This window comes from Acidisoma sp. S159, from assembly GCF_009766125.1.
Taxonomy (GTDB): domain Bacteria; phylum Pseudomonadota; class Alphaproteobacteria; order Acetobacterales; family Acetobacteraceae; genus Acidisoma.
In genome coordinates this window covers 238,453-258,764 of record NZ_LMUG01000002.1, presented here as the reverse complement: position 1 = coordinate 258,764, position 20,312 = coordinate 238,453, and the positions used below count along the sequence as shown (strand labels likewise).

Here is a 20,312-nt window from a genome sequence, read left to right as displayed (position 1 = left end):
CGCGAGATAGATCCTAGGGCCCGGAATGATGGGAGTTTTTCGCTCCAAAAAGACGAAGTTGACACAAGGAGCTTCGGCGACGCTAGAGCCACAACTTCTGATTTCGTTACGATTGACGTAAGGTTACCGCCTGTCCATGATGCGGGCATCGACGCGCAAAGGACGAGAGTGACGATACGTGGGAAGTTGGAAGGCGCCTCCGCGGGAGTGCTCCGAGGATGGGCCTGGGACACCGCCGCGCCGGAGTTGCGCTTGAACCTTCAAATCCTGATTGATGGTGCTGTGGTCGGCCAGGTTGCCGCTGATCGGCTGCGGAAGGATCTAGAACATGCGGGGATCGGCAGCGGCGCACATGGTTTCGAATATCTGCTCCCGGCGCAATTCCGCGATGGCGACACGCATCGCATCTCGCTGCGTCTTGTCGATGACGCGAACGCCACAACGATCTCGGCCATCGTGGCGGCGTTGGAGAGCGGCGCGCATACCATCGATGGCCGGGTTGAGGGACTTAAGGGCCGCCATATCAATGGCTGGGCCTGGGATCGACTGAATCCGCAGAAACGGCTGGAGATTCTTGTCGAAAGCGACGGCGTCACGATCGGAAAGCTGGTCGCGGATCGCTACCGCAATGATCTTCGGCAAGCCGGCATCGGGAACGGGCATTACAGCTTCAGATTCTCCCTCGATGCTACAACCCGCCCGGTTCTGCCCGGCGCGAACCTCATTTTCCGGGCGACGACAGACGAGGACTACGGTGATCACGAGATCGGCGCGCTGACCTTGCCCGCGGATTGGACCGAGGTCGCGCAGAGCACGCTCATTGAAGCGCCACCCGTTCAGGCGGTCGCACCTTGCATGACTCCAGACAAGATCACCGACAGCGAACTTATCGCCTTGGCGATCGAGGCCGAGCGAGCGAAGAACTACACCGAGGCCGCCGCCCATCTCGATGCCGTGCTATCGCGTAAGCCAAAGAGTTTCGACGCCCTGTTCCGGCGCGCGCGTATCGCACGGGCGAGCAATGATCTGACGACGAGCCGCGAGTTTGCCTTGCGTGCAATGGAGGTGCGGCCGGCCGATCCGTGGCCGGCGGCGCTTCTCGCGCGCGTCGCTGATAAGGAAGGCCAGCGGGCGCTGGCGCTCGAGTATTGGAACCGGGTGCCGAAGTCGCATCCGACCTATCTCGAAGGACAGCAGGCGCGGGCTCGGCTATTGCTCGGCATGGAGCGGCCGGATGAGGCGCGGCTCTGCCTCGAGGATGTGATCGCTCAGGATCCTCTTCTCGTTCCGCCACGGCGCGTGCTCGCGCAACTGCTGCACGACATTGGCGAACGGGCTTCGTCCAGGATCAAATGCGAGCAAGTGTTGCATCTCGTTCCAGACGACAGCAAGACACTTGCCCTGCTTGCGGCGCTTAGCGATCGCCGTGTTGCTCCCGCCGTCGCCATCACGCGGCGCTACCGCAATCCGCTTACAGCAAGGATTCCTGTGGTTTTGGCGACGGGGAACCGCTTGGCGGATTGTGTCTTGGCCGGTCGCCTGATCACTGGCCTCGCCGAGCATTTCGATTGCAGGATCGAGGTCGTGGTGCCTTGGTCAACGCCTGCCGCCGACTTCATCCTGGGGGCGCATCCTTCGGTGGCGGCGCTTCATGCCGTGGAGGATGTCTGGGAACGCGCGGAGGTTGGTTTCGTTCTGCCGGAATATGTGATGGCGGGCGAGGATGTTCCGCTACCGGATTGTCGGCTGCTCTATAACTACACCGACATGCGCAGCGTGAAGTCGGCGAATCCGGAGATCCGGTATCGCGGCTATACCGCCTGGCTCTCCGAGATTTGCGATCTGGCGTCGGGTGCCTGTCCGGCGCCTCTCGAACGGAATTCGGAGGCTTCGCGGTCCGAGACCGTTTTGTTCGCGACCGGCAAGAACCCTTTGCCCGAGGGGTGTGACCTGGCATTCGATCCGCGAGAACCACTCCGCGTGTTGGATCTTGATATGCTGGGAGTCGAAGCTGTTGCGGCGGCTATCGACGAGGCTCGCGCGGTGATTTGCGCCGATGAGGATACCGCGATCTTCGCGATTTCCCGTGGCGCCCCGGTGGTGCATCTGTCGCGACATGGCGCTGATGTTACCAGCTGGCTGAAGGGAAGATCCATTTCCGTTCCGGTGAGCACCCGGGCAGAGCTTCGCGGCGCGATCTTGCACGCACTCGCCGAACTCGCACCACGCGCGGCGCTGGCGCCCGAGCGGCTGGAGATTGTCGGCGTGGCGTTTGAGGAGACCGGCATTGCGGACCAACCGGCGGCGGCCAGTCTCCCGCAGTCTCAAGACGCAAAACCTGCCACGAGAGCAGGCCGTCGCCACAAGGCACCTAGACATGAGGGAACGCTGGTGGAGCTGCACGCGTGAAAATCCTGCTGATCAATCAGGAGCACGCGGCTTTCGGAGGGCCTGGTGGCGCCGAGCGCTCGGTTCAGAGCATTGCCGACCATTTTGTCAAGGCGGGTCATGAGGTGACCTTCCTGTGCATGGCGCGTCGCGTCTATATGCGGGATATGCCTGAGAGCGGCCTTCACTCGGTGCGCGATCTCGGCGGGGTGAAAACCATTCTGGTCGGGCGGCCCAACCCCGCCGCCACCCATGCCGATCTGCTGCTTCCCGTTATCCTGTCGGAGCGGCCGGATATCATACACACCAATGTTTTTCACCGGGCGCCGCAATTGTGGCGCACGATGGCGCCGCTCGGCATTCCGGTGTTGCACACGCTTCGTGAATACAAGCTGATGTGCGATCGCAATCTGTTCGACGGCGCGCGGGATTGCGGGGAGCAGTGCGGAACCTGCGAACTTGGCAGCCAATTCGCCTTGCAGATGTCGCAACACGTCGATGGGGTGGTCGGAATCAGCTCCTTCACGCTTCAACGACATCTGGCGAAAGGATTTTTCGCGAAGGCTGCTGTCGCCCGCGTGATTCCGAATTCATACCGTCCGAAAAATATACCTCGAACAAGAGTGGCGCGAGCCGTTGGAGCGCCGATCCGCATCGGCTTTCTTGGCCGCCTTCATGCCAGCAAAGGCATCAACCTCATCATCGATGTGATGAGCAAGCTGCGGCCCGACGCGGCAAGTCTGATCATGGCCGGAGATTTGCAGGATCCGGAGATTGCAAGCCGGATCCAGGCGTTGTCGGCGACACATGACGCACGTTTCATCGGTTTCGCCGATCCTGAACAATTCTTCCCGAAGATCGATGTGCTGCTCGCGCCATCGATCTGGCATGAGCCTTTTGGCCGCATCACGATCGAGGCTTTCGCCCATCGTGTTCCGGTCATCGCGACGAATCGCGGCGGCCTTCCCGATACCGTCGCGCATGGGGAGAGCGGTTGGATCTTCAATCCGGATCATCCGCAACAGCTCGCCGAGATCATCGAGGGTTTGGCGACCACGACCGAGGAACGGCTGGAGGAGATGCGCGACGCAGCACACGCGGCCGCTCAGCACTATGTGCCGGAGATTGTGGGCGAGCGATATCTGGCGACTTACCGTGAGCTGATCGAAATCAAGGCAAAAACGACTTCGCTCACCGTCAAGCGGCTTCGGGGCGTCTATGAGCGTGATGTCGCGCGCGCCGAGGTGGAGCGGAGCTTCAAGACGAACTTGCCGGCCCGCATGCGCCGGCCGTTGAAAATTCTGGTGATGACGGGGGAGTTTCCGAAGCTGTCCGAAAGCTTCGTGTTGAACCACATTACCGGCTTGATCGACCTCGGGCACGACGTTCGCGTTCTGCACACGCGGCCGAGCCGCATGGATCAAATGCCACCGGAATATCACAAATATGGACTGTCCGAACGTTCGACGATGCTGCAGCCGCCTGAGCGGCAGATTTTGGCGATCAACCAATTAGTGCGGCCGGGCCGTGTCCTGGCGGCCAAGCTACCATCGCTTCGCGCGGGGAGTGCTGATTCCCTGGGTGAACACGGCGAGACGCTGGAGATGGCGCGCGATCTGTTGCAGCGGTCCAACGAGACGATCGCCGATTATCACGCCGCTCATATCATTTCGCGTACTGCCGCCGATGTGGATTTGGTGCATTGCCATTTCGGGCACCGGCCCAAGGTGGTCTTCCGCTACATGGATCTTGGCGCCTTCAGCGCGCCGGTGGTTTGCTCGTTCCATGGGATCGATGTCTCGGCGCATATCCAGCGGTTTGGCACGTCCCTGTATGACGACATCAAGCGGCGTCTCCACAAGGCGCTTCCGGTCAGCGAGTTTTTTCGTGAGCGACTTATCTCGCTGGGCTTCGAACCGAAGGATGTGCAGGTTCATCGCGTCGGTATCGACACGACGAAATTCAGTTTCGCTCGTCGTCATCGAGAGGAGGGCGAAGCGCTCAACATCATCTCGGTCGCACGTCTGGTTTACAAAAAGGGGATGGAATACGGCATCCTCGCGGTTGCGAAGGCGATGGAACGGCGTCCGGATCTGAGACTTCGCTACTTGCTCGTGGGTGAGGGCGAGGAGAAGGGAAAGCTGGAGGCGTTGGTTGCATCGCTCGATATAGGCCGGCATGTCTCGCTGCTCGGCGCTCAGCCCCATGCCGAAGTGACGCGGCTCATGGCGACGGCGCATGTCATGATGGTGCCCAGCGTCACCGGCCCGGACGGCGATATGGAAGGCATCCCAACGGTCGCGATGGAAGCGATGGCGACGGGTCTGCCGGTGCTCTCGACATTCCATAGCGGCATTCCGGAAGCGGTGGTAGATGGCTATACGGGCCTGCTTTCCCCCGAGCACGATGTCGAGGCCCTCGCGAGCAACATCATCTATCTTTACGACAACCGGGATCTAGGTCCGCAGCTTGGGCGGCAGGGGCGAGCGCATGTCATGCTCGAATTCAACATTGTCAAGCAGAACCAGAAAGCGCTCGAACTCTACGAGAGGATCGTGACCGGCCGCGAGGATTAGCGGGTCGCTTGCTTCGGGAGCGTCTGGAGGTGTTATCCGGCGCGTCGTGCAGCCAGATCCGCGTCGTGTCGTGTCGTGTTTTCGCGGGCTCCGCCATATGCCGTGTGGGACCAGTGCTTCTGCGATTTCTTGTGCGACGTGCGGCAATGCAAGGATGCGATCCGGTAGAGGTCGTAACGCTCCAGAACCAGCACGTCGCTTAGCCAGGCTGTGCAGTCTGTACCCGCCGCCGCGACCTGCTGGACGAAGGCGCGCGTGATGAGCCCCGGACCGGTCGAGAACCACAGGAGATCGGTGTCGCCTCGATTGGTGGCAGTCACCGCCGTGCTCAGCGCCCAGCCGATCAGGGGCATCCGCGGTGTCACGCCCATGATGTTGTTGCCGAGCGTGCCCCATTGTTCTTGTCCGAAGAAGGCACGTGTGGAGGACCGTACGAGCGACGCGAACGGTGCGACCGCGCGATCATCCATATCCGCCCAGAAGCCGCCTTCCATCCAGAGATAGGCGAGGCGGAAGATATCCGCTCGCTTCGCCGGCTCGGAGGAGCGTGCATAGGCAAGCCTTATAGGCGGCGGGAAATTGGCTTCCAGGAAGCGGGTTGCCGTCTCGTGGCTGAACAGCCGAACCTCGTGGTCAGGGTTTAGGAGACCCCAGCTTTGGTGCAGCGCCCAGAGGTCCGGCGGTGGTTCCATCGTATCCCAATATTGGCCGATGGTCGGCGGGATCAGCGGAGTGCTGGCAAGGGGCGCGTCGTCCTCCCCGGATTGCCGGTCTAAAAGCCCCGCCTCGCGTAGCGCGATCACCATCATCGTCGCGGTCGGGATATGGTCCGGGCGGTGGCGCGCGAGCTCGGCGAGGGCGGCGATGCGCTGTATGGGCGGTAGCGGGCGCAGAGCTCGGAGATCGGCGAGCGCGGCGGGGTCGAGGGCCAGTTCGTTGCAGAGTTTGCCGAGGAAGTTCTGCGACGCGTTGGGCGATTTTCCATGCAGCCGCTTGGCGGCTAGAAGCCCGGCCGCATGCGCCTGGAGATGCTGTTGCGCCTTTGGCAGGTCCAAGATGAGGAGCCGGAAGCGCAACGCATCCGCGAGTCCCGGCAGGCCTACAGGGTCGGTCTCCATTGCGGCTTCCGCATGGGTAATCGCATCCTCCAGCCGATGCTCGCGCTCCGCGAGAAGCGCCTCGCCTTGCAGCACCCGGCCGCGATTGGCGGCCGTAGCGGCTGCAGCACGATCCAGGCAGAGACGAATCTCCGCTGGTGTGCCGATCAGCAATTCGAGGTGCAGACCCTGGAACCATAGTTTGAAGTCGCGCGGATGAGCGAGGCGGGCAGCTCGGGATTTGGCCAATGCTTCCTGCCGTCGCCCACTATGGCGCAGGCGAGTGATGCGTTCGGCCGTGAACTCCGGCAGAGGGCCGAATTCGGTTTCGGCCTCGGCGAGAACGGCTTCGGCCTGGCTCAGGTGATCGAGTTCGTAAAGCGCACGGCTGAGATGGAGTCTCGCCTGTGCCAGCCCCGGGTAATGCGAGGCGATGCGCTGCGCCAGAACAAGCGCGCCGTCGCGGTCGCCGAGGAGCCGCAGGCGGTCGAAGGACATCGTGAGCGCGCGCAGATGGTTGGCGTTCAGACCGAGCGCGCGATCGAGCAGGGCGACAGCATGTTTCGGCTGGCCGAGTGCCTGATACTCGGTCGCCATCTCGACGATGAGATCGGCATCGTCGGCTTTCAACGCCGCGGCACGCGAAAAAGCCGCGAGTGCGAGGGCGCGGTCGCCAGCGCGACGGTGAATGATGCCGATGGTGCTTTCCGCCGATACAATACGCGCAGGATCCTGGGATCGCAGTCGCCCGGCCACTTCGAGAGCCTCGGCGTAGCGGCCCTGGTCGCGCAGGGTGACGACGAGTTCTTGAAGTGGCTCGGCCCGCGCTGTGGCCATGACATGGGCATGGCCGAAGCTGACGAGGGCGGCTTCGGTATCGCCATCCCGTCGCGCCAATGCCCCGCGCAGCATGAGGGCGGCGTAGTGGTCCGGCAGCCGGGCGAGAATGTCGCGCGCTTCCTGTATCCGCGCGGCATCCCGCAGCACTTTTGCATAGCCGAGGACGAGCTCAGCGTGTTCGGAATGCACAGCGAGCGCCTTCTCGAAGGCGGCTAGCGACGCCGCTCGATCGCCCACCGCGCGATGGTGTTCCGCAGTCATGAGCATGGCCTGCGGGTGGCGGCCGTCGATCGCGAGCGCCCGGTCGAGCAGGGCTTTCGCCTCTTCCAATCGGCCGAGCGCCTGGCATTCGGTCGCCATCTCGACTGGCCAATCGGCGTTGCCGGGCGCGCTGCTCGCGAGACGAGTGAAGGCACTGAGGGCGCCGGCGCGATCCCCGGCGCGACGCTGATTCAGCCCGATGATCCGCGTCGCTGCCGTCGCCTGATCCGGATCCAGCGCCCGCAAGCGTTCGACCACCGCAGCCGCTTCAGCGAAACGCCCTTGGTCGCGTAGCGTGACGATAATCTGGGCGAGCGGTTCGGGACGCGCGGGGGCCAGGCTGTGAGCATGTTCGAGGCAGGCGATGGCGGTGTCGATCGCCGCCATCCGCCGGGCCGCCAGGCCGCGCATCAGAACAGCGCCGTAGTGATCGGGCAGGCGCGCGAGAATGGCGGCCGCCTCATCGAGCCGCCCGGCGTCCCGCAATTCCCGGCCTAGACCCAGGATCGCCTCGGCATCAGCGGGATCCGCCGCCATTGCCGCCTGAAAACAGGCGAGGGCCGCAAGCCCGTCGCCCTGGCCGCGATGATGGTTCGCTGCGGCGATCAATGTTGGAAGATGGCGGCCGTCGATCGCCAGAGCACGGTCGAGCAGGGCGATCGCCTGTTCCGGCTGCCCTAGCGCATCATGCTCGGTGGCGGTTTCGATCAGCAGATCTAGGTTTTCCGGGTTGGCGGTTAGGGCCTTGGCGAAGGTGGCGAGTGCACCATGGTGATCGCCTTCGCGGCGCTGGGCGGCGCCGATGCCACGCTCGGCCACAAGCGCCACGGCCAGGTCGCGCTGCCGCAGGCGCCCAGCCACTTCGAGAGCTTCCGCGTAGCGCCCCTGGTCGCGCAGTGTGACAACGAGTTCGTTGAGGGGTTCCGGCCGGTCCCGTGCCAGGACATGAGCATGGCCGAAGCTGACGAGCGCCGCTTCGATCTCCCCGAGCCTGCGAGCCACCGCGCCTCGCATCATGCGGGCCATGTAGTGATCGGGGAGGCGGCCGAGTGCCTCAACCGCCTCCGCGAGTTGCCCGGTGTCCCTGAGGGTTCGGGCAAGTTCGATGACCGGTTCCGGCCGATCGGGATGGGCCCGGAACGCGGCCTCGAAGCCTGCCAGCGCGATCGCCTGATCGTCCTTGAGCCGGGCGCAGAAGCTCACGCCCATGAGCGCGTCGAAATCCCTTGGCGTATCGGCTAGGATGCGGCGGTAGTGATTTTCCGCGGAATCAAGCTGGCCGCGCGCGCGCAAGGCATGTAGGCGGTTGTACATGCCTTTATATTGCAGATTCGATATGAATTGGAAAGCGCCCGAGGGCCGTGCCGTGCCAATCCTCGCCCATTGTGGCAGACGGTGCAGGGCACCGTGGTTTCGGGGGTGAGTGTCTTGACGAAAGTGGTTCTGGTCACTGGAGGCGCTGCTGGCATCGGCTTGGGCGTCGCGCGGCGGATGACGGTGGAAGGGTGGCGCGTGGTGATGGCGGATCGCCAGCCGCCTTTCGAAGAGATAGCCGGCGCGCGCTTCGTCGAGGCGGACGTGTCCGAAGAAGCGGCGGTCGCGACGCTCGTTGACGGAATCCGCACGACGGAAGGCCGCCTCGACGCATTCGTGAGCAATGCAGGCTTCATGAACCGCAAGCCGATCCGCGATCTCACGCTTGCCGAATGGAATGCGGTGCTGGCGACGAATCTCACCAGCACCTTCCTTCTCGCCAAGGCCGCGGAGGCTTTGCTGTGTGAGACGCGTGGCACGATCATCACGATCGCCTCGACCCGGGCGCATCAGTCGGAGCCGGATACGGAGAGCTATGCGGCGTCGAAAGGCGGCCTCGTCGCGCTAACTCATGCGCTCGCGGTAAGTCTCGGGCCTGCAATCCGGGTCAATTGCATTAGCCCCGGCTGGATCAATACCAAAGACGAGCCTTTACGGCCGGAGGATCACGGCCAGCATCCAGCCGGGCGGGTCGGCCGCGTGGAGGACATCGCGTCGCTCGTCTCCTGGCTCATTGGGACGGACAGCGGCTTCGTGACCGGAGCGGAGTTCGTGGTGGACGGAGGCATGACCCGGAAGATGATCTACACCTAGCGCGTCGCACTTGCCTCAGGCGGCGAGGGCTATGCGCACTGCCTCGATCAGCCGGCTCGGTTTGTAGGGCTTCACGAGCGTGGAAATCCGGCCGCCCTGTAGTTCGTCGGCGTCCAGCGCATCGGGCCGGCCTGTGGTGTAGATGATGGGAACGTTGGGGTGCCGCCGGCGGACGAAACGGGCCAGGGCGATTCCGTCCGTCTTGCCGGGCATATGGATGTCGGTCACGAGAATGGTAAAGAACGGAAAGGGAACATCGACCATCGAGAGTGCAGCGTCGCCGCTTTCGGCCTGTTCAACCTCAAAGCCCGCATCCACCAATTCTTCGGCCATGATGGTACGGATGAGCCATTCATCCTCAACGAGGAGAATGCACATCAGGCGACGACCGCCTCATTGACCGAATCATTTTTCATAGCTGTCGCGAGAGATGCCAAGTGAAGGAGTATTTGCAACCCTTCCAGGCCTCCCGCCAAGTCAGTTTAGCGCGAGCAATGAGCCAGTCATGTGTCGCGCCTGGCGGGGAGCACGCCCGCTTCGTTGCGAATGTCAGGCACGCAGTGTGCCGACTAAGTCCATGAAGCGCTTCACTCTCGTCGTGTCCACCGCGTTCCAGGTATGGCCATCGACCTTGAAGTGAGTGCCCACCACGCAGCCGTCGGCGACACTAAGGATATCAGCCACATTGCCGATATTGACACCCGTATTGGCGAGCACGGGCACGTCCTTCACGACCGCGCAGACGGCATTTAGATCCGACTGTTCGGTCGCCTGACCGGTGATCGGGCCGGAAACCAGGATCGCATCAGCCAGGGAGGAGAAAACCGCGCTGCGCGCCCGGAGCCCGAGCGGCCGGGTATCCAAGGGGGCGGCGAATTCGGCATTGATGTTGAAGAGCAACTTGAGGTCCCGCACACCGAGGTCGCGCCGCGCACGCAGGGCGCCGTCACAATCCGGCACCCAGAGCCCCATATCCGAGGCATAGACGCCGGTGAAGATCTCCCGCACGAAGCGCGCGCCGGTGGCCGCCGCGATGGCGACGCTCGCGACCGGATCCCAAAGGTAGTTGACCCCGAAGGGCCGGTCGATCGCGGGCTTGACCGAGGTCACTACGGCGCTCATCGCGGCGATGGAAGCGACCGGCGCTTTCAGGGAATAGGGCCGGTCGTTCTCGTTGCCGAACATGACGGCGTCGACCCCGCCGGCCTGCAAGGCCTCCAGATCCGCCATCGCGCCGTCGATCAATGCGCGCATGCCGCCGCGCTCGTCATAAAGCGGCGTCCCCGGCAGAGCGCCGATATGGATCATGCCGATCACGACCTTCTTCGTGCCCTCGAAGAAATCGAACATGCCGTCGTCCTTGTTGGCTGCTGGGGTTAGCTGGCGGCGCGGGAAGGCGCGATGATGATCTCCGTGCCGGCTTGCTCCAAGGCAGCGCGGATCTCCTCTGGCGGCGCGGCGTCGGTGATGAGCGTGCCGATCGGCGTGAAGTCGCAGACGCGAACGAAGGAGCGCCGTCCGAATTTGCTGCTGTCGCACAACACCGTGACCGCCTCGGCGCGTTGGATGAAGGCACCCTTCACCTCCGCCTCGGCTGGCGCATAATCGTAAATGCCATGTTCGTCGATGCCGGAGGCGCCGAGGAAGACGCGGCACATCCAATGCCCCGCGAGTTGTTGCCGCGTGATGCTGCCGCAGAGCGAGCCCTCGCGCGGTCGTAGCTGGCCGCCGAGCATGAAGACCTCCGGCTGAACCGGGGAGGCCATCGCCAGTACGGCTTGCATACTATTCGTCACGATCTCGATCCCTGCGAGCGGCGCCAATTCAGCCGCGAGGCAGGCGACGGTCGAGCCGATGTCCAGGCCAATCACGTCGCCCGGCTGCACCTGGGCCGCCGCCGCCGCCGCGATGTCCTGCTTAAGCTGGCGGTTGAGATCGCGACGTGCGGCAAAAGAAGGTTCCACAGGCACCACGGCCGGATGCTCGACCGCGCTGGTGGCGCCGCCATGCGACCGGCGCACCAGCCCGTCCCGCACCAGCGCTTCCAGATCGCGTCGCACGGTCATATCGGAGATCCCGATCCCCTTGGCGAGGTCGGTGACCGAGACGAAGCCCTGCCGCGTGATGAGGCGGTAGATCGCGTGGCGCCGCGCCTCCGCTGGACTGGCCGGGAGTATGCCGAAACTTTGGCTGGGAAGTAACGCCGCTCGCTCGCTCATGCAGGAATCCTTAACCGACTAACGAAGTGCATACAACACAATCGAACAAAAATAACCACAAAGCTGGTGGAAAATGTTTGACGCCTTGTTAACGGCTGGTATGAGTCAGGGACTTTCGCGCGGGAGAAGACATGCACCCTCTAGGCCAGGATCTTGCGGGGAAGACCGCGCTCATCACCGGCGGCGCAACCGGTATCGGCCGGGCGATCGCCGCAGCCCTGGTGGCGCATGGCGTTCGGGTTGTGATCGCCGACATCAATCTGGACGCGGCAACCGAAACTGCACGGCAACTGGCGCCCGACGCCCTGGCTGTTCACATGAATGTGACTCAGCGCGCCAGCGTCACCGCCGGTTTTGATGAAGTGCTGGCCAAAGCGGGTGGCTGCGATCTGCTGGTTGCCAATGCCGGCGTCTCCTCGATGAAGCCCGCGCTCGACCTCACCGACGAGGACTGGGACTTCAACTTCGACGTCAACGCGCGGGGCGTCTTTCTCGTCAATCAGGCGGCTTGCCGGCACTTTGTCGCCACTGGCACCCAGGGCGCCATCTGCAATACCGCCTCGCTGGCCGGCAAGGTCGGTGCGCCGCTGCTCGCGCATTATTCGGCGAGCAAATTCGCGGTGCTCGGTTGGACCCAGGCATTGGCGCGGGAGATGGCGAAGCACGGCATCCGCGTGAACGCCGTTTGTCCCGGCTTCGTGCGCACGGGCATGCAGTCGCGCGAGGTGATCTGGGAGGCTGATCTGCGGGACATGACGCCGCAGGAGGTCCTCAACGAATATGTCGCCCTCACGCCGCTTGGACGGCTGGAGGAGCCGGAGGATATCGCGGGGCTCGTGGTGTTCCTGCTGTCGGACGCGGCGCGGTTCATGACAGGCCAGGGCGTCAACGTCACCGGCGGCGTCTACATGGGATGAACGGGGTCGTCGTAGCGGGCAGGGCGGCCGGGCTGAGGCGTCATCGTCTGCTGCCGCACCTCGTTCTCGTGGTTTTTTCGCTCTACATCTTGTTGCCGCTGCTTTGGGTGCTGCGCACCAGTTTCGTGCCGGAAGCCAGCGCCTATGCCGCCAGCCTCTTTCCGAGCTTCACCTTCGGTAACTACGCATCGCTGTTCAGCGAGGACAGCGACTTTGGCTCCTCGTACATCAACAGCCTGGTCGCGGCCGGCGGCGCCACGCTGATCGCGCTGCCTTTCGCGGCGATGACGGGTTATGCCTTCGCGCGTTTCCGTCTCGGCGGTCTGGCGGGACGTTTCATGGTGCTGGCGACGCAGATGCTGCCGCCGGTGGCGCTGGTCTTGCCGGTCTTCACGTTGTTCCGCGCGGTGGGCCTGACCAATTCCGTGCTTGGCCTCGTCATCGTTTATGCTGCGCTGAATTTGCCATTCTTGAGCTGGATCCTCATGGGATTCTTCGAGGGCGTGCCAGCCGATTTGGAGGGCGCAGCGCTAATCGACGGCGCGACGCCCTGGGGCGCTTTCTGGCGGGTGGTGATTCCGGTTTCGCTGCCAGGCCTCGCCGCCGCCGCGACGCTTGGCTTTATCCTGGCCTGGAACGAGTTTCTGTTCGCGCTGGTGCTGACGGGTCCCGACACCGCGACCGTGCCGGTGACGCTCGCCGCACTGCAATCCTCAAATGGGGTGGAAATCGCGACGATCTCGGCGGGTGTCGTGCTGGCCGTGCTGCCGCTCGCGATCGGCTCGCGCTTTATTCAGCGCTTCATCGTGCAAGGCCTTACCTTCGGGAGCGTGAAGTGAGCGCTGCCGGCCTTGCCGCTGTTCTTCTCGAAACAACAGAAAGGGACGTCCGATGCGCCGCAAACTGAAGACCCCGCTTCTCGCTGCTTCTCTGACCGCTTTTCTCGGGCTCGGCCTGCATCAGGTGCAGGCGAAGGACATCACGCTGCATGCGCTGATGGAGGATGTGCCCGAGACGCACATCATCGAATCCATGCTGCCGGAGTTCCAGAAGGAAACCGGCATCAAGGTCGAGTTCCAAAAGCTCGTTTATTCCGACATGCATGACAAACTGGTGGCCCAGCTCACTGGATCGAGCAGTTTCTACAATGTGCTGGAAGTCGATTTCCTCTGGGCCGGCGAGTTTCCGGCCGCTGGGTGGCTGCAGCCTTTGCAGCCGATGGTCGATGCCTCGAAGTTCGATCTCGCGCCCTTCATCCCCTCGATGATCGACCTCGTCGGGAAGAACCAGGGCACGTTGTATATGATCCCCATGTACAACTACTCGATGGGGCTGATCTACCGGACCGACCTGCTGCAGGATCCCAAGCTGCAGGCAGCCTATAAGGCGAAATACAACACTGATCTCGCACCGCCGAAGACCTTGGCGGAGTATGTGCGGATCGCGAGCTTCATGAAGGACCAGGCGGGCATTGCCGGTTCCGCGATGCAGGGCCAGCGCGGCGATCCGAATGCGATGGAGTTCTCCAATTATCTTTTCTCGTCGGGCGGCCGGTATCTCGACGATCAGGGACATGTGGCGCTCGACAGCCCTGAGGCGCGGAAGGCGCTGACGTTGTATGTCGATGCCATTCAGCATGCGGCGCAGAAGGGTGCGTTGTCGGCAACGCTTGACGATACGCAGCGACTCATGTGTTCGGGCGCCGCTTTCAGCTTCGTGACCTATTGGTGGATGCTGCCGCAGGTCAATGATCCGAAGGCTTGTCCCAAGGTCGCGGGCAAGCTTGCCATCGCGGTGATGCCGGGCGGCCATGGCGAAAGCGGTGGCTGGGGGTGGGGAATTCCAAAGAACGAGAGTCCGGCTTTGCAGAAAGCGGCCTGGACCTTCATTCAGTGGGTGCAGGGCGAGAAGATCTCCATCGCCCGCGCGATGGAGGGCCATGCCCCGGTTCGCAGCGACGTCTACCAGAATGCGGACGTGCTGAAGAAGTATCCGTATTACAAGGAAGCCGAGCAGGTTGTGGCGACGGGCATGGCCTTCCCAGTATTCCCGTATTCGGCGCAGTATGAGGATGTTCTCGGCACGCAGCTTTCCCTCGCCGCGTCTAATCAGACGGATGTGGATACCGCGGTGAAGAAAGCGGCGAACGGGCTGGCCGATCTGCAAAAAAAGGCGGGACAGTAGACGCATCCGCTCTCGATGACCATTGAGCTAACGTGTCTCGTGTCTCGGCGCTCCTCTCCCTTGTCGGGAGAGGAGGCGGCCGCGGGTCTGGATCGTCGCGCGTGAAGACACGGCTGACCGGCTGGGGTTTCGCCTTTCCCGGTGTCGCCTTGATCGCGCTGGTGATGGGCTTTCCCGTTGTCTATGCGGGGGTTTTGGCTTTCTCCTCGCTGACCTTTCTCCATGCGCGGCTGACGCCCTTTAAGGGCTTCGCCAATTTCGCCACCATCTTCGCCGATCCGCTGTTCTGGAATTCGATGAAGACGACGGTGGAATATTCGGTCGCGACCGTCGGGGGCGAGTTCTTCCTCGGCCTTGTCGTCGCGGTCATGCTCAATCAGGTCGTGAAGATGAAGGCGGTTTATTTCGCCATCCTGACGATCCCGATGGCGATGTCGCCGGTCAGTGTCGGACTGGTTTGGCATATGCTGTTGCAGCCGAACCTCGGCATCACCAATACGCTGCTGGAGAGCGTCGGCATTCCAGGCGTGGATTGGCTCGGCTCGACGCATCTCGCCTTCTGGACGATTGTGGGCGTCGATATCTGGCAGCAGGTTTCCTTCGTTATCCTGATCCTGGCCGCCGGGCTCGCATCACTGCCTTTGGAGCCGCTGGAGGCCGCGGCAGTGGATGGCGCCAATGCGTGGCAGCGCTTCCGCTACGTGACGCTGCCGATGCTGCGGCCGGTCGCGGTGATCGCCATCATCATCCAGCTCATCAACGAGTTTCGGACGTACGACCTCATCTATGTGCTGACGCGCGGCGGGCCGGGCGTTTCCACGGATGTGCTGAGTTTCTTCGCATATCGCCGCGCGTTCCTGGGGCTAGCGCTGAACGAGGGTTCGGCGATTGCGTTTGTTCTGTTGCTCATTGTGTTGGCGCTGACGACGGTGTTTTTCGTTTATACGAGCCGGCAGGGGCGTTGAGATTCCCTGCATAAGGGTTGCCGTCATCGGAGAATGACGTGTGAAACGCGTCTCACTATGAAGGCGTAGATGGAAAGGCCGCCGTTTTAGCGGAGATATCTTCCATCATGCCAGTCGTTTGCTTGGGTTTGTGTGGGTTGTAGTCAGCTACCGGGACCTCAAGAAGTTTTTGCGCTACGGGCGCGCCTGATGCCAGCTCCTCGACGCTGCGGAGATCTGCGTCGCGAAAGCGTCAGTTTATACGCGTGGGCTATTGATCGGGAAGCGCCTCGCCGTCTGCGTATCGCAGACGGCGAGGGTATCGGGGATGGTCTCACCAAGGCTGGAAGTTGCGTGGGGTCTGATACGTAGACGAACTATAGGAAGCCTGCGGCTGAGACGGCGGGGGCTGCTGGTAGGGCGTGGCGTACTGCTGTTGCTGGTACAGTACGGGCTGCTGGTAGGGCGTGGGGTACTGCTGCTGCTGGTACATTACGGGCTGCTGGTAGGGCGTGGGGTACTGCTGTTGCTGGTACAGTACGGGCTGCTGGTAGGGCGTGGGGTATTGCTGCCGCTGCTGGTACAGTGCTGGCTGCTGCGGATTCGCAGAAGGACTGTGAGCCTGCTGATAGGTCGAAGGCTGCCGCAAATACCCAGCGGCCGGCTGATAGGTCATATTGGGAGCGGGTTGACGCCGGAGCTGAGGCGCGGCGCCACTTGATTCTTCGGGATCAAAGTAGAAATAGTGTCGATGCGTTGTATGCGGCGGTTCGAAACCGGCCTGCTGCGGCGGAGCCAGCGGGGGGATAGGTGGCGGCGCGAGGTTTCCAGGTGGAGGAGGAGGTCCGCCCCCTGCGGAAATTTGGAGGAGGCTATAGTCATTTGGCGTCAGCGTGAAATTCTTGGGTGGAACGACACCTTTTTCATACAGCTCCCCGGTTTTTTCATCATAATACGCATGATTCGCTGCGTAAGCCTTGTTAGCCGCAGCGGCCCGCAGACTCCTTACAAATTCGTGATCAGTCGGTGTTAGACCCTCGTAAGGAGTCTCAAGAGTTAGTTGCTTCTTACCGACAGAACTCAGGGCCATTCTCGTACCTTTCGAAGCCTTGAAGCCAATGTTGCGGACACGATGGCACGCCGGTCTTCGTTAGCCTCCACGAGCTTCCGCGCCGGCGATCTCGAAATGAGAGATAGCCCAGGAACTTTCGTGACGAAGCATTATGTGCCTCCGGCTTTCGGATTCGCCAGCGATATTCTCGCGCGTGTAAAATCGCGTCAGGGCTACCCGCCTCTAGCGGAATGTGCCTAGTGCGCGGCCAGGAGTAACGGCGCTTCTCTTACCAACCACATCCAGAAATAAATGCTACCATCAAGCAAACTGCGAAAGCGCTCGCCCCATGCGTCACGCTCAAAGCCGAAGCCGAGGAGCGCATCGCGGCCGTCCCGCCATGCGCTCCACCATCCGTCGCGAAGACTACTGCACCGCCTCACGCACCATGGCGCCCAGACTGCCGCCCGCCGGATAGAGCGGGATGAGGCAAGCCTGCAACGCGTGGTAAATATCGGGCTTGCCGCTGAAGAACCGCGGACGCGCCACCAGCCCGTCATCCAGCTCCGAGAACCAGCCGCCATGGCGGCGGTCGAGCAAGTGATGCGCCGACCAATCCCAAACCCGGCGATACCAAACCTCGAAGACATCATCCTCGGTGCGGTCGCGCAGGAAGGCGGCGGCGGCGATCGCCTCGCAGCAGGGCCACCACAGCCGGTCGCGGATGAGCGGCGCGTTGCCGTAGTCGAGCGTGTAGTAGAAGCCGCCCGCCGCGTGGTCCCAGCCATCCGTCACCGCCTGGGTGAAGAGGCCGCGCGCCGCCTCCATCGTCCAGCCCAGCCGGCCACCGCCCAGCGCATCGAGCTGTGCGAGCAGGCGGGACCATTCCAGCGCATGGCCCGGCGTTGTGCCGAAGGGCCGGAACATGTCCGAGCCGCGATAGACCGCATCCGGCCGCCACTGGGTGTCGAAATGTTCGATCACATGCCAGCCATGGGCGCGCGCCACGCGGTTGATGAGCAGCGTCGCGATGCTCTCCGCCATTTCAAGATAACGCGCGTCCCCGGTCGCCTCGAAGGCGGCCATCAGTGACTCGGTGAGATGCATATTGGCGTTCTGGCCGCGATAGCCAGAGAGCGGCTGCCACGCCGCGTCGAACTCCTCGGCGACCGCGCCATGGGCCGGCTCCCAGAAGCGTTTCAGCAGGACATCGGTGACATCCGCGAGCAGCCGGTCGGCATCGGGGTGTCCCGCCATGCGGGCGCTGGAAGCGGCGAGCAGGACGAAGGCATGGCCATAGGCCTGCCGGCTGGCATCGGCGCCTTCGCCGGTTTCCCAGGGATAGCCGCCCGAGGCGGTGTCCCGGTGGAAATCCCACAGTGCCGCCACGCCATGATCGACAACCGTCGCGGCACCGGGCCGGCCCAGCATCTGAGCGACGGCGAAGCTATGCACCAGCCGCGTGGTGGTGATCAGCCGGCGGACCGGGCTCTCCCGCAGCGGCGCGCCGCTATCGTCGAGGTCAAAGAATCCTCCAGCCGGATCGATCACCGAATACTGAAACTGATCGAGCAAAATCTCCGCCTGGCGCGCGAGCCAGGCCCGGTGAGCGGGGCGTTCCACCCATGGCCGTCCCGCTGCTTCCGTCGCTTCCATCGTCTTCCCTCCCCATCGGCATTGGGCCTACCCGTTGCAGAGCGCGGCCGCCGATGCAATGAGCGCGTGGTCTGCCCAGGAGGCTAAGATGATCGTCCCACGCGGCCCGCGGTTCAGCTGATGCACCTCAAGCAGATTATTTCCAGCCGCCCCCGGCTGGTCGCCGCCGTGGTGGTGGGGCTCCTCGTCTATTGGTTCGTGCCGTTCCCGAAGGTCCGTCTGATTATCGGCTGGGATGCAGGTGCGGGGCTGTTCCTCGTGGTCAATGCCGTTCTGATGGCGATCACGCCGCCTCATCGCATGCCCGCGGAAGCGGCGGCCCAGCAGGACGGCGAATGGACCATCTTTGCGATGACGCTCGGTGGCGTTGTCGCGAGCGTCTTCGCCATCATTCTCGAATTCAGCGCGATCAAGAATCTGCATGGGTCGGAGCGCGCGTCGCATGTGATGGTCCTAGTCGCGACGCTGATCATTTCGTGGCTGACGATGCATCTCGTCTTCGCCCTGCGCTACGCGCATGAATTTTACACCAAGTCGGATGACGAGCTGCAGGGCGGCCTCGATTTCCCGAAGGAGCCCGAGCCGGATTATTACGACTTCCTCTATTTCTCGCTCGTTTTGGGCATGACGTTCCAGGTATCCGACGTCGATATCACCGATCGCCATCTGAGGCGTCTTGCGACGCTTCAGGGGTTCATCAGTTTTCTGTTCAACACGATCATCCTGGCGCTGACGGTGAACCTCGCGGCCGGGTTGATGTAGAGGCGCTACAGCGTCCCGACCATCACGTCCGACGCCTTGATCACGGCCACCGCCTCGTCGCCGATTTTGAGCGCGAGGTCGTCGATCGCCTCATTGGTGATCGAGGCAGTGATGACGATGCCGCCGCCAACATCGATACGGACATGGCCGGTGGTCTGTCCCTTCTGGACGGCGACGACCTTCCCTTTGATCTGGTTGCGCGCGCTGAGCTTCATGGCGATGCCGTTCCTCCCTCGTGGGCGCGCAGGCAAGCGCGCTAGGTTTGCTTCTCCTCCATGGCGGCAGCCACGTCGAGCCTGATTGGCGGCTGGGCAGAGGCTGGTCACGGGTGGGGCAGGGTGGGCAAATCCAGGGGCGCCATAATCCAGCAAAATGACGTCCGGGCGCCGTTAAAGAATTATCCAGGATAAAGCGGCTGTCTATTTTGGTCGCCGGCTCGTAATATCGAGGGTGAGCTTCCATATACATAGTGGAATTTCCGATTTTTCTTTGCGTTTCGCCTTGTCTTCCTCAGGAAGGACGTGTGTACATGACCGACATCACCCCAAAGGCCGTGCTGGCGAAGCCGAGATGGGACGGAAGTCGGGTCGTCTTTGAGATCGACGTTGGCGGCGAGCCGGTCACCTGTGCGATTTCCCGCGCCGCGCTGCAGGAGGTCAGTGGCCACCGCCATTTCTCGGCCGCCGACCTGCTGAAGTGCTTTGCGGGCATCCGCGAACAGATCGAGGGGATCGCTCAGATCAAGTTCACTTCGCGCCCCGACAGCGTCTGCGGGATCCTGAGCATCTGGGCCGACGACATCGACGACCCACCGGTGGCCGAGGCGACGGCTCGTCCGCAGGAGCAGCGCATCCGCGCTTGAGGGTGGCGCGACGTTTGGATGGGCGATGACGGCATTGATGTAACCAGGCGGGAGATCGAGATGGCCAAGGGTGAGAACCGCGGAAATCGTGAGCCGAAGAAGCCGAAGGCGGCCAAGAAGACGGTTGTCGCCGCCACTTCTTCGTTCATAAAGACACCAACAGCCGTCCTGCCGACCAAGGCCGGTCGCAAATAGTCATAGAGGCAAGGACCTTCTGGCGCGGGTTGCTGGCGGGGCAGGGTGGCCTCGCGGCTCTGGGACGGGCGGCTAACCAGTCGATACGGGGGCGGACTTGATTTCGAGGGGTGCCTCCGCTACCCAGCACCGCCCGGCGTCGATGTCCCGTTCGTCTAGAGGCCTAGGACACCAGCCTTTCACGTTGGTAACACGGGTTCGAATCCCGTACGGGACGCCACCTGTTTTCCCCA

Annotated in this window: 17 protein-coding genes and 1 tRNA gene; 11 read left to right on the top strand and 7 right to left on the bottom strand. The window is 62.8% G+C overall.

Annotation, left to right across the window (positions count from 1 at the left end; genetic code table 11):
* The first annotated feature begins 252 nt into the window (after window positions 1–252).
* Window positions 253–2,409, top strand: a complete 2,157-nt coding sequence (locus GSQ92_RS01375; RefSeq protein ID WP_158805620.1) for a lipopolysaccharide assembly protein LapB — start codon at window positions 253–255, stop codon at window positions 2,407–2,409.
* Window positions 2,406–4,964: a glycosyltransferase gene (locus GSQ92_RS01370; protein ID WP_158805621.1), complete on the top strand. Its 2,559-nt coding sequence runs from the start codon at window positions 2,406–2,408 to the stop codon at window positions 4,962–4,964. The genes GSQ92_RS01375 and GSQ92_RS01370 overlap by 4 nt, the downstream gene beginning before the upstream one ends.
* A 32-nt stretch (window positions 4,965–4,996) precedes the next feature.
* Here the strand turns inward: GSQ92_RS01370 and GSQ92_RS01365 are convergent, their stop codons facing one another.
* Window positions 4,997–8,476, bottom strand: a complete 3,480-nt coding sequence (locus GSQ92_RS01365) for a tetratricopeptide repeat protein (RefSeq protein WP_159012853.1) — start codon at window positions 8,474–8,476, stop codon at window positions 4,997–4,999.
* A gap of 114 nt (window positions 8,477–8,590) precedes the next feature.
* Between GSQ92_RS01365 and GSQ92_RS01360 the strand changes: the two genes are divergently transcribed.
* Window positions 8,591–9,289 (top strand): SDR family oxidoreductase, encoded by a 699-nt coding sequence (locus GSQ92_RS01360; RefSeq protein WP_254065899.1) that lies wholly within the window; start codon window positions 8,591–8,593, stop codon window positions 9,287–9,289.
* Between the two features lie 15 nt (window positions 9,290–9,304).
* Here the strand turns inward: GSQ92_RS01360 and GSQ92_RS01355 are convergent, their stop codons facing one another.
* The 3 genes from GSQ92_RS01355 to GSQ92_RS01345 form a co-directional block, all read right to left on the bottom strand.
* A complete protein-coding gene (locus GSQ92_RS01355) occupies window positions 9,305–9,667 on the bottom strand; it encodes a response regulator (RefSeq protein ID WP_158805624.1) in 363 nt (120 codons plus the stop codon).
* 171 nt (window positions 9,668–9,838) lie between these two features.
* Entirely contained in the window at window positions 9,839–10,639 is an 801-nt protein-coding gene (locus GSQ92_RS01350; protein ID WP_158805625.1) for a BtpA/SgcQ family protein, read from the bottom strand.
* 26 nt (window positions 10,640–10,665) lie between these two features.
* A complete protein-coding gene (locus tag GSQ92_RS01345) occupies window positions 10,666–11,508 on the bottom strand; it encodes a DeoR/GlpR family DNA-binding transcription regulator (protein WP_158805626.1) in 843 nt (280 codons plus the stop codon).
* A 131-nt stretch (window positions 11,509–11,639) separates the two neighbouring features.
* Between GSQ92_RS01345 and GSQ92_RS01340 the strand changes: the two genes are divergently transcribed.
* The 4 genes from GSQ92_RS01340 to GSQ92_RS01325 all read left to right on the top strand — a co-directional run bounded on the left by GSQ92_RS01340 (window position 11,640) and on the right by GSQ92_RS01325 (window position 15,574).
* A complete protein-coding gene (locus tag GSQ92_RS01340) occupies window positions 11,640–12,425 on the top strand; it encodes an SDR family NAD(P)-dependent oxidoreductase (RefSeq protein WP_158805627.1) in 786 nt (261 codons plus the stop codon).
* The gene (locus GSQ92_RS01335; RefSeq protein WP_158805628.1) at window positions 12,422–13,264 is read left to right on the top strand and encodes a carbohydrate ABC transporter permease; all 843 of its coding nucleotides are present in this window, start codon (window positions 12,422–12,424) and stop codon (window positions 13,262–13,264) included. Before GSQ92_RS01340 ends, GSQ92_RS01335 begins: the two co-directional genes overlap by 4 nt.
* Before the next feature lie 52 nt (window positions 13,265–13,316).
* A complete protein-coding gene (locus tag GSQ92_RS01330) occupies window positions 13,317–14,609 on the top strand; it encodes an extracellular solute-binding protein (RefSeq protein WP_158805629.1) in 1,293 nt (430 codons plus the stop codon).
* A 101-nt stretch (window positions 14,610–14,710) separates the two neighbouring features.
* The gene (locus tag GSQ92_RS01325; RefSeq protein ID WP_216850564.1) at window positions 14,711–15,574 is read left to right on the top strand and encodes a carbohydrate ABC transporter permease; all 864 of its coding nucleotides are present in this window, start codon (window positions 14,711–14,713) and stop codon (window positions 15,572–15,574) included.
* Between the two features lie 313 nt (window positions 15,575–15,887).
* Here GSQ92_RS01325 and GSQ92_RS01320 read toward each other — a convergent pair whose 3' ends face one another.
* Window positions 15,888–16,643 carry a hypothetical protein gene (locus GSQ92_RS01320; protein ID WP_159012852.1) on the bottom strand — a complete coding sequence of 252 codons (756 nt, stop codon included), beginning with the start codon at window positions 16,641–16,643 and terminating at the stop codon, window positions 15,888–15,890.
* A gap of 387 nt (window positions 16,644–17,030) precedes the next feature.
* Window positions 17,031–18,260, bottom strand: a complete 1,230-nt coding sequence (locus GSQ92_RS01315; protein WP_158805630.1) for an AGE family epimerase/isomerase — start codon at window positions 18,258–18,260, stop codon at window positions 17,031–17,033.
* 120 nt (window positions 18,261–18,380) lie between these two features.
* Here GSQ92_RS01315 and GSQ92_RS01310 point away from each other — a divergent pair, with 120 nt between their 5' ends.
* The gene (locus GSQ92_RS01310) at window positions 18,381–19,022 is read left to right on the top strand and encodes a DUF1345 domain-containing protein (RefSeq protein ID WP_158805631.1); all 642 of its coding nucleotides are present in this window, start codon (window positions 18,381–18,383) and stop codon (window positions 19,020–19,022) included.
* A 5-nt stretch (window positions 19,023–19,027) separates the two neighbouring features.
* Here the strand turns inward: GSQ92_RS01310 and GSQ92_RS01305 are convergent, their stop codons facing one another.
* Window positions 19,028–19,237 (bottom strand): molybdopterin-binding protein, encoded by a 210-nt coding sequence (locus GSQ92_RS01305; RefSeq protein ID WP_158805632.1) that lies wholly within the window; start codon window positions 19,235–19,237, stop codon window positions 19,028–19,030.
* 314 nt (window positions 19,238–19,551) lie between these two features.
* Between GSQ92_RS01305 and GSQ92_RS01300 the strand changes: the two genes are divergently transcribed.
* From GSQ92_RS01300 to GSQ92_RS01290, 3 genes are all read left to right on the top strand, one after another.
* Window positions 19,552–19,884 carry a DUF1488 family protein gene (locus GSQ92_RS01300; protein WP_158805633.1) on the top strand — a complete coding sequence of 111 codons (333 nt, stop codon included), beginning with the start codon at window positions 19,552–19,554 and terminating at the stop codon, window positions 19,882–19,884.
* An 18-nt stretch (window positions 19,885–19,902) separates the two neighbouring features.
* Complete coding sequence (locus tag GSQ92_RS01295) at window positions 19,903–20,079, top strand: hypothetical protein (RefSeq protein ID WP_158805634.1); 177 nt, start codon at window positions 19,903–19,905, stop codon at window positions 20,077–20,079.
* A 144-nt stretch (window positions 20,080–20,223) separates the two neighbouring features.
* A tRNA-Glu gene (locus tag GSQ92_RS01290) sits at window positions 20,224–20,299 on the top strand.
* Window positions 20,300–20,312 lie beyond the last annotated feature (13 nt).

What these genes read in the sequence shown, in the direction of transcription:
- GSQ92_RS01365 (WP_159012853.1), bottom strand. Translation starts at nt 8,476, where the DNA reads ATGTACAACCGCCTACATGCCTTGCGCGCGCGCGGCCAGCTTGATTCC.
- GSQ92_RS01355 (WP_158805624.1), bottom strand. Translation starts at nt 9,667, where the DNA reads ATGTGCATTCTCCTCGTTGAGGATGAATGGCTCATCCGTACCATCATG.
- GSQ92_RS01350 (WP_158805625.1), bottom strand. Translation starts at nt 10,639, where the DNA reads ATGTTCGATTTCTTCGAGGGCACGAAGAAGGTCGTGATCGGCATGATC.
- GSQ92_RS01345 (WP_158805626.1), bottom strand. Translation starts at nt 11,508, where the DNA reads ATGAGCGAGCGAGCGGCGTTACTTCCCAGCCAAAGTTTCGGCATACTC.
- GSQ92_RS01340 (WP_158805627.1), top strand. Translation starts at nt 11,640, where the DNA reads ATGCACCCTCTAGGCCAGGATCTTGCGGGGAAGACCGCGCTCATCACC.
- GSQ92_RS01335 (WP_158805628.1), top strand. Translation starts at nt 12,422, where the DNA reads ATGAACGGGGTCGTCGTAGCGGGCAGGGCGGCCGGGCTGAGGCGTCAT.
- GSQ92_RS01330 (WP_158805629.1), top strand. Translation starts at nt 13,317, where the DNA reads ATGCGCCGCAAACTGAAGACCCCGCTTCTCGCTGCTTCTCTGACCGCT.
- GSQ92_RS01320 (WP_159012852.1), bottom strand. Translation starts at nt 16,643, where the DNA reads ATGGCCCTGAGTTCTGTCGGTAAGAAGCAACTAACTCTTGAGACTCCT.
- GSQ92_RS01315 (WP_158805630.1), bottom strand. Translation starts at nt 18,260, where the DNA reads ATGGAAGCGACGGAAGCAGCGGGACGGCCATGGGTGGAACGCCCCGCT.
- GSQ92_RS01310 (WP_158805631.1), top strand. Translation starts at nt 18,381, where the DNA reads ATGCACCTCAAGCAGATTATTTCCAGCCGCCCCCGGCTGGTCGCCGCC.
- GSQ92_RS01305 (WP_158805632.1), bottom strand. Translation starts at nt 19,237, where the DNA reads ATGAAGCTCAGCGCGCGCAACCAGATCAAAGGGAAGGTCGTCGCCGTC.
- GSQ92_RS01300 (WP_158805633.1), top strand. Translation starts at nt 19,552, where the DNA reads ATGACCGACATCACCCCAAAGGCCGTGCTGGCGAAGCCGAGATGGGAC.
- GSQ92_RS01295 (WP_158805634.1), top strand. Translation starts at nt 19,903, where the DNA reads ATGGGCGATGACGGCATTGATGTAACCAGGCGGGAGATCGAGATGGCC.